This is a genomic window from Ruegeria sp. ABD4_443, assembly GCF_056160865.1.
Genome location: NZ_JBSWYA010000007.1, coordinates 121049 through 133942 on the forward strand (window position 1 = coordinate 121049; position 12894 = coordinate 133942).

Sequence of the window (12894 nt, forward strand, 5' to 3'; positions counted from 1 at the left end):
GTGCCGAGGTTGTTGCAAATGAATGTTCTGATTGTTGAGAGTAACCCCGATCTTGGTCGGGTCTGGCAACGGCATCTGCAAAGGCAGAACGCCGAAGTCACACTGGTCGAAACCCAAGAGGCCGCGATCCTCGCGCTTTATGGTAGGGAATATGATATAATCGTTCTGGACCTGGTTCTGGAAACGGGCAGTGCGCTGGCGGTTGCCGATTTCGCCAGCTACAGACGCCCGCAGGCGCGTGTGATCTTTGTCACCAACACCACGTTCTTCTCGGACGGGTCGATCTTTGCCCACAGTCCCAATGCCTGTGCCTATGTGCAAAGCGCCACCCCGCCCGAGGATCTGGCGGCGATGGTGGAACATTACGCCGCCGGGCGCTGATCCCGCCGATGGGGTTCTGAATAGTCCAGCACCGGGTTCACCGGGATGATCCGGTTCGGATTGATGGTTTCGTGGCTGAAATGATAATGGCGCACGATGTGGTGCATGTTCACCGTCTCGGCCACGCCCGGCCACTGATACAGCTCGCGCGTATAGGCCCAGAGGTTGGGGTAATCCACGATCCGCCGCTTGTTGCATTTGAAATGCAGGTGATAGACCGGGTCGAACCGGATCAGCGTGGTGAACAGCCTCCAGTCGGCTTCGGTCAGGCGGTCGCCCATCAGGTAGCGGCTCGACGACAGCCGGTTTTCGAGCCAATCGAGCGTGTCGAACAGCGGGACGACAGCGGCGTCATAAGCCTCTTGCGAGGTTGCGAAACCGGATTTGTAGACGCCATTGTTGACGTCGGAATAGACACGCGCGTTGACCTCTTCGATTGCATCGCGCATCGGCTCGGGCCAATAGTCATCGGTGTTGCCGGTGATCCCGTCAAAGGCCGAGTTGAACATGCGGATAATCTCAGAGCTTTCATTTGACACGATGGTCTTTTCCACCTTGTCCCACAGGATCGGAACGGTAACGCGGCCCGAGTAATTTGGATCGGCGCGGGTATAGATCTGATGGGCAAATTCCGACCCGAACAGTTTGTCCCCGGTTGCGCCGTGATCATCCGTCGCAAAGGTCCATCCCTTGTCCAGCATGTCGGGATGAACAACCGAGACCGAGATGTGATCGGTCAGGTCTTTCAAGGCCCGAAAGATCAACGTGCGATGCGCCCAGGGGCAGGCAAGGCTGACGTAAAGATGATAGCGCCCGGAATCGGCCTGAAACCCACCCTGTCCCGACGGACCGGCGCTGCCGTCAGCGGTGATCCAGTTGCGAAACTGCGCTGTCGTCCGTTTGAACGCGCCGCCAGTGGATTTGGTATCATACCACCTGTCCTGCCAGGTGCCGTCGACAAGCAAGCCCATGTCTGATCCTCTCGGTTTGCCAATATACCCAAGATAGCCCGCAGCAGGCAGACTTCCTATTCCTCAGACCGCGCACACGATCTGCACCAATGCACAACGGCGCGGGGTCAACATGCAACAGGCGCCAACCGGAAGCGCCTCCGTGAACGGGTTCACTGGATTTTTACGAAAAGGTGATCAGAATAGTAGGCGTATGTGGGGGGAGTCGTAGTGTGAGTACCTATGTTTCAAAGGAAATCCGCGCCGAACTGGATGCCGCAAGGATCGCGGCATTGAAGAAATCCAGCCGACTGCGCGTTGAGATTGGCAACAATACCTATAAGATTTTGACATTGTGGAAGGATGGGTTTTCGGTCGAGGCCTCGGCCACGCCGCGTTTGCGCGGACTGGTCGATATCTATGACGGGGCAAACCACCTGTACCAGTGCCTGATCATTGCCGATGAGGAAGAGGCCGGCGAAATGCGCTATGAATTCAAGCGCAATACAGTGGCCGCAGATAAGGCGCCCTTGGATTTCTACCGCGCGCCCGACGCGCCGATTGCCCTGCTGGGGCACGAGGACTAGGGACGAATTTCAACGGTTGTCCCATTTGCGGTAAGGCGCCAAAGCTGTGTCATTTCGGCGTTTGAAATGGCAATGCAGCCCGCAGTCCAGTCGCCGGGCAGGGTCAGGCCGACAATTCTGTTGGGTTGCCCATGGATGAAGATATCGCCCCCCGGATCAACGCCCTGCCGCTGTGCCCGCGCGACATCGTCGGGCTGTGGATAGTCAATACCCAGCGACAGGTGAAAGGCGCTTTGCGGGTTTCGGCGATTGACGGTGAAGACCCCCTCGGGTGTTTTGCCGTCGCCTTCGCGATGCTTGTCGCCTTTTGGTGCAAAGCCCAGCGCGACATCGGCCTGCATCACCACCGCGCCCTTCAGCGTGGCCGTCAGGCGCCGGGCAGATTTTTCGATCAGGATGTGATCGACCCGTGTCGCCTCGGGTGCCATAGGCGGGGCCGCAGGCCGGGGCGCGTACCAGTGCCAGCCCAGCCAGGCCACCCCTGCCAGAACGAGCATCAGCATTATCAGGGCGCCGCGGCGCATAGGTTACTGCAAATCACCGAAGGCTTGTTTCAATCGCGCACAGGCTTCTTCGACACGGGCACGCTGCGTGGCCAGGTTGAACCGCTCGAACGTTTCGCCACCGGTGCCAAATCCGGGGCCGGACGACGTGGCGATCCGTGCATCCTGACGCAGGCGACGTACGAATTCATCGTGAGTCATGCCCGTGCCGGAAAAATCGACCCAGGCCAGATAGGTTGCCTGCAACGGCATCGACCAAAGGCCGGGTATCTCGGTGATCGTGGCGTCGAACAGCTTACGGTTGGCGTCCAGATGCGCGAGCTGGCTGTCGACCCACTTGGCCCCTTCAGGCGAGTAGGCCGCAGTGATCATCGCCACGCCCAGGGCAGCGGGAGCATAGTCGAGTGTCGCCAGTCGGTGCCGCATGTCCGCGCGCAGCTTGGCGTCCGCGATGATCATGTTGCCGGTGCGTTGCCCGGCGATGTTGAACGTTTTGGATGCCGCCGTCAGTGTCACGGTCCAGGGGCGCGCATCCGGCGCGGCCACATCCATCGGCACGAAGGTATTGCCGGGATAGACCAGGTCGTGATGAATCTCATCCGAGACCAGGATCAGCCCGTTGCGTTTGGCAAAGGCCGCCACGGCTCGCAGTTCCTCGGGCGTCCAGACCCGCCCCGACGGGTTCTGCGGCGAGCACCACAGCAACATCTTTTCCGACCCGTCCAGCCGCGACTGCGCGTCCTCCAGATCGATGCCATAGCTGTCGCCTTCGCGCGCCAGCGGACATTCCACAACGCGCCGGCCCGACTTGTTCACCTTGTGCGCAAACTCGTGATACACGGGCGAGAATATTACCACGCCATCCCCCGGTGCGGTCCAGACGTCCAGACACAGCGCGATCGCATTGCCCAGGCCCTGCGAGGTCAGCACCCAATCCGTGTCGATTTCCCAGTTGTGGCGGGTGTGCATCCACCATTGGACCGCGTTCAGGTATTCGGGATACATCCAGGAATAGCCAAACGCCCCATGATCGGCTGCCTTTCGAACGGCCTCGATCACGCAGGGCGCCGTGGCAAAGTCGGAATCAGCGGTCCACATCGCCAACCCGTCTTCGGGCGAGACGCCGTAAAGCTGTTCCATCTTGTCCCATTTTGAACTGTGGGTGCCCCGGCGGTCGATAAGGTCGTTGAATGTCATGGTGTCTCCGTCTGTCGAGGCGAAAGCTAACCTCAAATCCGCCATGTGCAAGGGGGCCGTTGCGGTGGCGGGCACGATGGCCTAAATCAACCCCATGAAACGCAATATTCTTATCCATCCCGATCCGCGCCTGAAAAAGGTCTGCGCGCCCGTGGCCGACATTTCCGACGATCTGCGCAAGCTTGCAGATGACATGTTGGAAACGATGTATGACGCGCCCGGTATCGGCCTGGCGGCGCCGCAAATCGGTGTGCTCGATCGGCTGGTCGTGATGGATTGCGTCAAGGAAGAGGGCGAGGCGCCGCGCCCGCTGGTGATGTTCAACCCCGAGGTCATCGCGTCGTCGGACGAGACCAACGTCTATGAGGAAGGCTGCCTGTCGATCCCCGAACAATATGCCGAGGTGACGCGCCCCAAGGTCGTGGATGTCACTTGGCTGGACCGGGACGGCAATTTGCAGCAGGAAACTTTCGATGGACTGTGGGCCACCTGCGTGCAGCACGAGATCGACCATTTGAACGGCAAGCTTTTCATCGACTATCTCAAGCCGTTGAAACGCCAGATGATCACCCGCAAGATGCAAAAGCTCAAACGCGAACAGGCCCGCGCATGACGGTGCGGACTTGCCTGCCGTGGCCCGACAAGCGTTTGCGCACCAGGGCTGCGGACGTGGCTGAGATCACGGATGAGGTTCGCAAGATCTGGGCGGACATGATCGACACGATGGAGGCGATGCCCGGTGTCGGCCTGGCAGCGCCCCAGATCGGTGTGATGCTCCGGTTGGCGGTCGTGGACGGCTCGACCGAACGTGGCCGCGCGGTGCGTCTGGCAAACCCGGAAATCCTGCACAGCTCGGTCGAATTGCGCGAACATGAAGAGGCCAGCCCGAACCTGCCCGGCGTTTCCGCCAAGGTAAAACGCCCGCGCGCGGTGACGGTGAGATTCCTCAATGAACTGGGCCAGATCGACCGCCGGGATTTCGTCGGGATCGAGGCGACCAGCGTTCAGCACCAGATCGACCATCTGAACGGGCGGATGTATTTCGACCGCCTGAGCAAGGTCAAGCGCGACATGCTGCTGCGCAAGGCCAGAAAGCAAGGATAGGCATGCGCGTCGTTTTCATGGGAACGCCTGAATTCTCGGTGCCGGTGCTGGATGCGCTGGTTGCTGCGGGGCATGAGGTTGCCGCCGTCTATTGCCAGCCACCGCGCCCCGCCGGTCGCGGCAAGAAAGACCGTCCCACCCCTGTTCACGCAAGGGCCCAGGCGCTGGGCCTTGAAGTGCGCCACCCCACGGGTTTGAAATCTGCCGAGGAACAGGCCCGCTTTGCCGCGTTGAACGCCGATATTGCCGTGGTCGTGGCTTATGGTCTGATCCTGCCGCAACCCATTCTGGACGCGCCGACCCATGGCTGCCTGAATATCCACGCCAGCCTGTTGCCGCGCTGGCGCGGCGCGGCGCCGATCCACCGGGCGATCATGGCAGGCGACGCACAGACCGGCATCTGCATCATGCAGATGGAGGCCGGGCTGGACACCGGCCCGGTCCTGCTGCGCGAAGCGACCGACATAGGGGCCGAGGAAACCACCGCTCAGCTCCATGACCGCCTGTCGGTGATGGGCGCGTCCCTGATCGTCGAGGCGCTGGCAAACCTGGCCGATCTGACCCCAGCCCCCCAACCCGAGAGCGGCGTGACCTATGCCGCCAAGATCGACAAATCCGAGGCGCGGGTCGACTGGTCAGCGCCCGCCGCCGAGGTCGACCGCCACATTCGCGGCCTGTCGCCGTTCCCCGGCGCGTGGACCCAGCTCGGCGGTGACCGGGTCAAGCTGCTGGCTTCGCGTCTGGCCCAGGGGCAGGGCGCACCCGGCGAGGTGCTGGGGGACGACCTGCGCGTGGCCTGCGGCGCGGGCGCGGTTGAATTGCTGCGCTTGCAACGGGCGGGAAAAGGCGCGCAGGATAGGGAAACCTTCTTGCGGGGCTGGCCCATCCCGGTCGGCACCCGCCTGCCATCGGAGTAAAGCCAGATGTTCATGATCCTGATGGGCACCGTCGTGATTGCCGGGATCGTGGGCTATTTGTCGGAAAAGACCGGCTTTACCCATAACGGCCTTGTGCCATCCATTATCATCTGCGTCGGCGGGGCTTTCCTGTTCTATTTCCTGCGCATCATGTTCGGCATCAGCTTTGGCCCGCCGGGATTGGACGCTGTGCTGTCCTCGATCGGCGCGCTGATCATCGTGCCGACCCATTGGAGGAAATGACATGCCCATCGTCGCCCTGATCGTGATCGGTGCTGCCGCCGGTTTCCTTGCCACCCGTTTAATGCGGATCGAGGCGGACATTCCCACCACCATGCTGATTGGTATCATTGGCGCGCTGGTGGGCGGGCTGATCCTGCGCACGCTTGTCGCGGTGATGGGCTGGTTATCGGGCTTTGTCGGCGCGGTACTGGGGGCCTTGGTGGTCATCTGGATCTGGCAGACATACATTCGGCGCTGAGATCGCGGCGTCGTACGTTTGCCGCTTCGGCTCGGGTCAGAAGCCGCCGTGCGGGTCCACGGCTATTGCCGTGGCGGGCGGCTTTTATAGACCGGTAGACGCCAGCCAAACACCAAAGACCCGGCCCGCAAGGCCCAGCAGCCGACCGCGCACAGTCCCAGCGCAGGTATGGTGTCGATCCCGGCCCGCGTTGCCGCGACCGCGGCCATTGCCCCGATAAAGGCGCAGGATACATAAAGTTCGCCTTGTTTCAGGACCAGCGGGACTTCGTTGCACACAACGTCGCGCATCAATCCACCCAGACAGCCCGTGGTCACGCCCATCAGCACCACAATCACGCCGGATTGATCCAGTGACAGCGCAGCACCAGTGCCTGCGGCGACCGCGATGGACAAGGCGAAGCTGTCAAGCCAAAGCAACCAGTTGTACCGGCTTTCCATCAGGTGTGCGGTAAAGAAAACCACGATGGCCGCCGCGACGGCAATCAGGATGTAATCGGGCTGGCCGACCCAGAACACCGGATGTCGGTCCAGCAGCAGGTCGCGTACCGTGCCGCCGCCCACCGCGGTCAAGCAGGCCATGAAGGCAAACCCCACCAGGTCCAGCTGCGCCCGGCTGGCCACCAGCGCGCCGGTCAGCGCAAATACCAGGACCGAGCCGTAGTCCAGCACCGCAAGCGCCGTCACGCCTGGGCCTTTTTCGGTTTGAACGGGGCCATGCCGGCACGGGCCAAAGCATCCGCACGCTCGTTCTCGGGGTGGCCTGCATGGCCCTTGACCCATTCCCAGGTGACGTCATGCCGGCCTTGCGCCTCGTCCAGCCGTTGCCACAGATCGACATTTTTGACCGGCTTCCTGTTCGCGGTTTTCCAGCCATTCCGCTTCCACCCGAAAATCCAGCCGGTCACGCCGTTTTTGACATAGGCGCTGTCGGTGATGATGGTCAGCCGCGATGGCCGGTCCAGGGTCTCTAGCGCGCTGATTGCCGCCAGCAATTCCATCCGGTTGTTGGTTGTCTCGGCTTCTCCGCCTTTCAGTTCGCGCTCTTTCAGAACGGTTTCTCCGTCCATCGCGCGCAGCACGACGCCCCAGCCGCCCGGGCCGGGATTGCCGGAACAGGCCCCATCGGTATAGGCGAACAGATCAGGCATGGGCGAACACCAGGATGAACCCGTCGTAAGTGCCGGCCAACCCCTTGCCCATCCCCCGTTCGATGCGGTCGATGGTGAACCCGGCCGCGGTCAGGGCGGTCTCGATCTCGGGTTGGGTATGATAGGTATAGTACCGATCCAACGCGTCGCGATGTTCGCCTGTGCCCAGCTTCATTCCAAGAAACAACAGGCCGCCGGGCTTTAGCGCGGTGTGGATTGCGCTTAGATGTCGCGGGAAATCGGCGCGTGGTGCATGCAGCAGCGAAAAGCTGGCATAGACCCCGTCATATGCAGAGATTTCGGTCACGTCATCAAAAGTGCCCAGATGCGCGTCCACGCCGTTTTCCCGCGCGTGGGCGACAAAAGCAGGCGTGGCATCCAGCGCGCGTACCTTCAGCCCTTGCCGCATCAAAAACGCGCTGTCCGATCCGGGGCCGGACCCCAGGTCAAGGACATGGCCACCGGCCCCGACCGCATCGGCAAAGTCCTGACGGATGGCAACCTGTTCTGGTGGCAACGGGACTTCCAAGTATTGGGTGACTCGCGTTGCATAGGCGTCAATGGTTCTTTGATCGGGCATCAGGCAGGCACTCGCAGCACGCGCGGAACCTTGAATTCCACGTTTTCCACGGCCGTTTCGACGTTTTCCACGGTGACGTCGAACCGGGCCCTGAAGGCGTCGATGACCTCGTTCACGAGCACTTCGGGGGCGGAAGCCCCGGCGGTGATCGCGATGCTCGATATCCCATCAAGCGCACGCCAGTCGATATCGGTTGCGCGCTGAACCAGTTGCGCATAGCTGCACCCGGCCTTGGATGCGACCTCGACCAGGCGGCGAGAGTTCGAAGAGTTCGGCGCGCCAACGACAAGCAAGGCATCCGATCTGGGTGCGACGGATTTGACCGCCTCCTGGCGATTGGTCGTCGCGTAACAGATATCTTCCTTGTGCGGCCCCACGATGGCCGGGAACCTCGCCTGAAGGGCCGCGACGATGTCTTTTGTGTCATCCACTGACAGGGTCGTCTGCGTGACAAAGGCCAGCTTTTCCGGGTCGCGGACCGAAACGCGGTCTACATCCGCAACCGTTTCGACCAGCAAAACCTCGCCATCGGGCAATTGCCCCATGGTCCCGACCGTTTCCGGGTGGCCCTTGTGGCCGATCATGATCATCTGCAACCCGGCCTCGGCGTGGCGCTGAGCCTCGATATGCACCTTGGAGACCAGCGGGCAGGTCGCGTCGACGAAAATCATCTCGCGCGCGGCGGCCTTGGCCGGAACGGATTTGGGCACGCCGTGGGCGGAGAAAATCACCGGGCGGTCATCGGGGCATTCGTCCAGTTCCTCGACGAAAACCGCACCCTTGGCGCGCAACCCGTCGACGACGAACTTGTTATGCACGATCTCGTGGCGCACATAGACCGGCGCGCCCCATTTCTGCAACGCCATTTCCACGATCTTGATCGCCCGGTCCACGCCGGCACAGAACCCGCGCGGCGCCGCAAGGTAGAGTATCAGGGGCTGTTTGGTCATTTCGCTGTCTCCTTGAAGGGACAGGTAAGGCTTTTCAATCGCGGGGTCCAGTTACCACACGGGCGTCACTCTTATGACACGAATCGATGTTAGCCAGACAGTGTTTCAGCACTTAAGACTTTTCAGAAGATGTGCGGTCAGGATCAGTGGTCCTGACCGCGCTTTACCCTGCGCCGAATGACCGGCGAAAAGGTCTAGTGTCCACCGGCTGCGGCAACGCTGCGCGGTTCTGACGGCATTTCACGCGGTGGGCGTCCGATGACGTCGCGCAGGTCTTCCAGTTCGATGAAGTTGTCGGCCTGACGGCGCAGTTCGTCCGAAATCATCGGCGGCTGGCTGCGGATGGTCGATACGACCGAGACACGCACGCCTTGTCGTTGCAGGCTGGCAATCAGCGGGCGAAAATCCCCATCGCCCGAAAACAGCACAATATGATCAACACGCGGTGCCAGTTCCATGGCATCGACGGTGAGCTCGATATCCATGTTTCCTTTGACCTTCCGACGCCCCATGCTGTCGGTGTATTCCTTTGCCGGTTTGGTGACCATGGTGAAGCCGTTGTAATGCAGCCAGTCAACCAGCGGTCGGATCGGAGAATACTCGTCGTTTTCAAGCAGCGCTGTATAGTAGAAAGCCCGGAGCAGCTTGCCTCGGCGCATGAACTCCTGACGCAGAAGCTTGTAGTCGATGTCGAACCCGAGCGCTTTTGCCGCTGCGTAAAGATTCGAGCCATCGATGAACAGCGCTAGCCGTTCGTCCTTATAAAACATAAATAGCCCCTTTCGGTATAATCCAGAACGCCGCTAGTTAAGTGAGTGAGTGAAAAATATTCGGCGCGCTGACGTACCTATAATTAGGATTTTTGGGATGTATCGCAAGTATGCGATGTCGGGAATATGGGGGAATTTGTGAACAAAACAGCATCACAGGTCGTTTTGGCACTGGGCGCAAATCTCAGATTGAGAGGGAAAGGTCCCGAGGTGACACTCCGCGATGCGCTGGACGCATTGGCTGAATATGGTGTTCTGATTCGCACGGTCAGCCGGTTTTTCGAAACGCCCTGTTTTCCTGCCGGGGCCGGGCCGGATTACGTAAATGCAGCCGCGCTGGTTGAAACGGACGGTCGTCCGGATGATTTGCTGGCGATCCTGCACCGTGTCGAACACGCTTTTGGCCGTGAACGGAAACAGCGCTGGGGAATGCGAACGCTTGATCTAGATTTGATCTGTTGGGGCGAGCGTGTTCTGCCAAATCTGGCCGTACACGAAGAATGGCGGCACCTTTCCGCCGAAAAGCAGGGTCAGCTTGCCCCGTCCGAACTGATTTTGCCTCATCCGCGCCTGCAGGACCGCGCCTTTGTTCTGGTGCCGATGGCCGATGTGGCGCCGGATTGGCGGCATCCGCTGACCGGTTTGACCGTTCGGGAAATGATCGCCCGTTTGCCGGCCTCGGACGTTGCAGCCGTTGTGCCGCTGTGATCGGGCCTGCGGGTATTTCCTGCTTGTCAAGGCGGGCAATCGGCCTTAGATAAACCCCTTCCTGACATGGATTCAGTAACGGAGAGCGCCCAATGGCCCGCGTGACGGTTGAAGATTGCGTAGACAAGGTACCTAACCGGTTCGAACTGGTGATGCTTGCCGCCCATCGTGCGCGCGAGATTTCCGCCGGTGGCCCGATCACCGTGGACCGTGACAACGATAAGAACCCGGTCGTGTCGCTGCGCGAGATCGCCGACGAAACCCAAAGCGCCGATGAACTGCGCGAACGCCTGATCGAGGCCAACCAGACCCAGATCGAGGTTGATGAGCCGGAAGAGGATCAGATGGCGCTGCTGATGGGTGCGGAATCCGACAAGCCCGCCGATGACGACATGTCCGAAGAAAAGCTCCTGCGCGCGCTGATGGAGGCTCAGGGCCAGGGGTAACCTCCAAGGACGAAGGTGCGGACCGGATGATTTCAGCAGAAGACCTGATTGCGCTGGTCCGCAATTACAATCCCAAGACAAATGCCGAACGCATCACCCGGGCCTATGAATTCGGGCAGCAGATGCACGAAGGCCAATTCCGCCATTCCGGCGAGCCCTATTTCTCGCACCCTGTTGCCGTTGCTGCCATCCTGACCGAACAGCGTCTGGATGATGCAACCATCATCACCGCCCTGTTGCACGACACGATCGAGGACACCAAGGCCAATTACGGCAAGGTGGCCGAATTGTTCGGGGATGAGGTCGCCAAGCTGGTCGACGGCGTGACCAAGCTGACCAATCTGCAGCTTTCCAGCCGCGAAACCAAACAGGCCGAAAACTTTCGCAAGCTGTTCATGGCCATGTCCAAGGACCTGCGGGTCATTCTGGTCAAGCTTGCCGACCGTTTGCACAACATGCGCACGATCAAGGCGATGCGCCCCGAAAAGCAGGTGCAAAAGGCGCGCGAGACCATGGATATCTATGCGCCGCTTGCGGGGCGGATGGGGATGCAATGGATGCGCGAGGAGCTTGAAGACCTTGCGTTCCGTGTTCTTAATCCCGAAGGTCGCCAGTCGATCATCCGCCGCTTTATTACCTTGCAGCGCGAAACCGGTGACGTAATTCACCGCATCACCGGCGACATGCGGCACGAGCTGGAAAAAGCCGGGATCGAGGCCGAAGTCTTTGGCCGTGCCAAGAAACCCTATTCGATCTGGCGCAAGATGCAGGAAAAAGACCAGGGTTTCTCGCGCCTGTCCGACATCTACGGCTTTCGCATCATCACCCGGTCCGAGGAGGACTGCTATCGCACGCTTGGGGCTATCCATCAGCGTTGGCGCGCGGTGCCGGGGCGGTTCAAGGACTATATCAGCCAGCCAAAGTCAAACGGCTATCGGTCCATTCACACCACGGTGTCGGGCCGCGACGGCAAGCGGGTCGAGGTGCAGATCCGCACCCGGCAGATGCATGATGTCGCCGAAACCGGTGTCGCGGCGCACTGGTCCTATCGCGACGGCGTGCGCTCGGAAAACCCGTTTGCGGTGGACCCGGCCAAATGGATCGCGAACCTGACCGAGCAGTTCGACAACGAGGAAGACCACGAGGATTTCCTCGAGGCTGTGAAGCTTGAGATGTATTCGGACCAGGTGTTCTGCTTCACCCCCAAGGGTGACGTGGTCAAACTGCCGCGCGGGGCGACGCCGATTGATTTCGCATATGCGATCCACACCCGGATCGGGCACGCTTGTGTCGGGGCCAAGGTGGATGGCATCCGCGTGCCGCTTTGGACGCGGCTCAAGAATGGTCAGTCGGTGGACATCATCACCGCAGATGGTCAGACGCCCCAGGTCACCTGGCTTGAGATCGCAGTGACCGGCAAGGCGCGCACCGCGATCCGGCGGGCCCTGCGCGAAGTGGACCGGGAAAGATTTATCAAGCTGGGGCGCGAACTTGCACGCGCCGGGTTTGAACATGTCGGCCGCAAGGCAACCGACAAGGCGCTTGAGACTGCTGCCAAGCATTTGCGCCTGAAGGATCGCGATGAATTGCTGGCGCGCCTGGGCAGTGCGGAATTGACCGCACACGAGGTTGTGGGGGCGGTCTATCCCGAACTGACCAGTGATGATGGCGATGCCATCCCCCTGCGGCGGGCCGTGATCGGCCTGGAACCCGGGCAAAGCTTTGATCGCGCGCCCTGTTGCCAGCCCCTTCCGGGCGAACGCATCGTCGGAATTACTTATCGCGGCAAAGGGGTGGTCGTGCATGCCATCGACTGTGACCGCCTGGGCGAGTTCGAGGACGAACCCGAACGCTGGGTCGATCTGCACTGGCATTCCGGCACGCACCCGGCCGTTTACGGGGCGACGCTGGACCTGACCATTGGCAACGATGCGGGTGTCCTGGGGCGTATTTGCACATTGATCGGTGAGAAAAAGGCCAATATCTCCAATCTGGAATTTGTTGACCGCAAACCGGATTTTTACCGCCTGCTGATCAATGTCGAACTGCGTGACCTTGAACAACTGCATTCGCTGATGCTGATGCTTGAGGCAGAAAGCGACGTTGCTGCGGTCGAACGGTATCGGGACAGGGCGAAAGCCGCGCACGCGGCCAGCTGAGAAGGGGTGAT

18 protein-coding genes are annotated in these 12894 nt (G+C 60.7%); 10 read left to right on the forward strand and 8 right to left on the reverse strand.

Annotated features, from left to right (window positions below; translation table 11 throughout):
- The first annotated feature begins 18 nt into the window (after positions 1-18).
- Positions 19-381 carry a response regulator transcription factor gene (locus tag ACXAG8_RS14530; RefSeq protein ID WP_475227246.1) on the forward strand — a complete coding sequence of 121 codons (363 nt, stop codon included), beginning with the start codon at positions 19-21 and terminating at the stop codon, positions 379-381.
- Here the strand turns inward: ACXAG8_RS14530 and ACXAG8_RS14535 are convergent.
- The gene (locus ACXAG8_RS14535) at positions 363-1352 is read right to left on the reverse strand and encodes a glutathione S-transferase family protein (RefSeq protein WP_475227253.1); all 990 of its coding nucleotides are present in this window, start codon (positions 1350-1352) and stop codon (positions 363-365) included. The genes ACXAG8_RS14530 and ACXAG8_RS14535 overlap by 19 nt on opposite strands.
- 212 nt (positions 1353-1564) lie before the next feature.
- Between ACXAG8_RS14535 and ACXAG8_RS14540 the strand changes: the two genes are divergently transcribed.
- Positions 1565-1918, forward strand: a complete 354-nt coding sequence (locus tag ACXAG8_RS14540; protein WP_475227258.1) for a hypothetical protein — start codon at positions 1565-1567, stop codon at positions 1916-1918.
- On the opposite strand, the gene ACXAG8_RS14545 is transcribed toward ACXAG8_RS14540, so the two are convergent.
- Together ACXAG8_RS14545 and ACXAG8_RS14550 are read right to left on the reverse strand one after the other, a co-directional pair.
- Positions 1915-2421: a L,D-transpeptidase family protein gene (locus ACXAG8_RS14545; RefSeq protein ID WP_475227261.1), complete on the reverse strand. Its 507-nt coding sequence runs from the start codon at positions 2419-2421 to the stop codon at positions 1915-1917. The genes ACXAG8_RS14540 and ACXAG8_RS14545 overlap by 4 nt on opposite strands.
- Before the next feature lie 24 nt (positions 2422-2445).
- Positions 2446-3618, reverse strand: coding sequence for a MalY/PatB family protein (locus ACXAG8_RS14550; RefSeq protein WP_475227264.1), 1173 nt, complete (start codon positions 3616-3618; stop codon positions 2446-2448).
- Positions 3619-3712: 94 nt separating this feature from the next.
- On the opposite strand from ACXAG8_RS14550, the gene def (ACXAG8_RS14555) reads away from it, so the two are divergent.
- From def (ACXAG8_RS14555) to ACXAG8_RS14575, 5 genes are read left to right on the forward strand one after another with little or no spacing between them, the layout of a single operon-like run.
- Entirely contained in the window at positions 3713-4231 is a 519-nt protein-coding gene (def, locus tag ACXAG8_RS14555; RefSeq protein ID WP_475227270.1) for a peptide deformylase, read from the forward strand.
- Positions 4228-4722, forward strand: a complete 495-nt coding sequence (gene def, locus ACXAG8_RS14560; protein ID WP_475227274.1) for a peptide deformylase — start codon at positions 4228-4230, stop codon at positions 4720-4722. The genes def (ACXAG8_RS14555) and def (ACXAG8_RS14560) overlap by 4 nt, the downstream gene beginning before the upstream one ends.
- 2 nt (positions 4723-4724) lie before the next feature.
- Complete coding sequence (fmt, locus tag ACXAG8_RS14565) at positions 4725-5639, forward strand: methionyl-tRNA formyltransferase (RefSeq protein WP_475227278.1); 915 nt, start codon at positions 4725-4727, stop codon at positions 5637-5639.
- 6 nt (positions 5640-5645) lie between these two features.
- Positions 5646-5882: a hypothetical protein gene (locus ACXAG8_RS14570; protein ID WP_475227281.1), complete on the forward strand. Its 237-nt coding sequence runs from the start codon at positions 5646-5648 to the stop codon at positions 5880-5882.
- 1 nt (position 5883) lies between these two features.
- Positions 5884-6120, forward strand: a complete 237-nt coding sequence (locus ACXAG8_RS14575) for a GlsB/YeaQ/YmgE family stress response membrane protein (protein ID WP_475227284.1) — start codon at positions 5884-5886, stop codon at positions 6118-6120.
- 62 nt (positions 6121-6182) lie between these two features.
- Here ACXAG8_RS14575 and ACXAG8_RS14580 read toward each other — a convergent pair whose 3' ends face one another.
- The 5 genes from ACXAG8_RS14580 to ACXAG8_RS14600 form a co-directional block, all read right to left on the reverse strand.
- Positions 6183-6806: a trimeric intracellular cation channel family protein gene (locus ACXAG8_RS14580; RefSeq protein ID WP_475227288.1), complete on the reverse strand. Its 624-nt coding sequence runs from the start codon at positions 6804-6806 to the stop codon at positions 6183-6185.
- Positions 6803-7270, reverse strand: coding sequence for a ribonuclease HI (rnhA, locus tag ACXAG8_RS14585; RefSeq protein WP_475227294.1), 468 nt, complete (start codon positions 7268-7270; stop codon positions 6803-6805). Before rnhA ends, ACXAG8_RS14580 begins: the two co-directional genes overlap by 4 nt.
- Positions 7263-7850 carry a class I SAM-dependent methyltransferase gene (locus tag ACXAG8_RS14590; protein WP_475227301.1) on the reverse strand — a complete coding sequence of 196 codons (588 nt, stop codon included), beginning with the start codon at positions 7848-7850 and terminating at the stop codon, positions 7263-7265. Before ACXAG8_RS14590 ends, rnhA begins: the two co-directional genes overlap by 8 nt.
- Positions 7850-8800, reverse strand: coding sequence for a 4-hydroxy-3-methylbut-2-enyl diphosphate reductase (ispH, locus tag ACXAG8_RS14595; protein WP_475227309.1), 951 nt, complete (start codon positions 8798-8800; stop codon positions 7850-7852). The genes ACXAG8_RS14590 and ispH overlap by 1 nt, the downstream gene beginning before the upstream one ends.
- Positions 8801-8994: 194 nt before the next feature.
- On the reverse strand, positions 8995-9570 hold the full coding sequence (locus tag ACXAG8_RS14600) for a LabA-like NYN domain-containing protein (protein WP_298388428.1): 576 nt from the start codon (positions 9568-9570) through the stop codon (positions 8995-8997).
- Between the two features lie 126 nt (positions 9571-9696).
- Here ACXAG8_RS14600 and folK point away from each other — a divergent pair, with 126 nt between their 5' ends.
- The 3 genes from folK to ACXAG8_RS14615 all read left to right on the forward strand — a co-directional run bounded on the left by folK (position 9697) and on the right by ACXAG8_RS14615 (position 12883).
- Positions 9697-10278: a 2-amino-4-hydroxy-6-hydroxymethyldihydropteridine diphosphokinase gene (gene folK, locus ACXAG8_RS14605; RefSeq protein WP_475227317.1), complete on the forward strand. Its 582-nt coding sequence runs from the start codon at positions 9697-9699 to the stop codon at positions 10276-10278.
- 92 nt (positions 10279-10370) lie between these two features.
- Positions 10371-10724 (forward strand): DNA-directed RNA polymerase subunit omega, encoded by a 354-nt coding sequence (gene rpoZ / locus ACXAG8_RS14610; protein ID WP_010437681.1) that lies wholly within the window; start codon positions 10371-10373, stop codon positions 10722-10724.
- 26 nt (positions 10725-10750) lie between these two features.
- On the forward strand, positions 10751-12883 hold the full coding sequence (locus tag ACXAG8_RS14615; protein ID WP_475227320.1) for a RelA/SpoT family protein: 2133 nt from the start codon (positions 10751-10753) through the stop codon (positions 12881-12883).
- Positions 12884-12894: the final 11 nt, after the last annotated feature.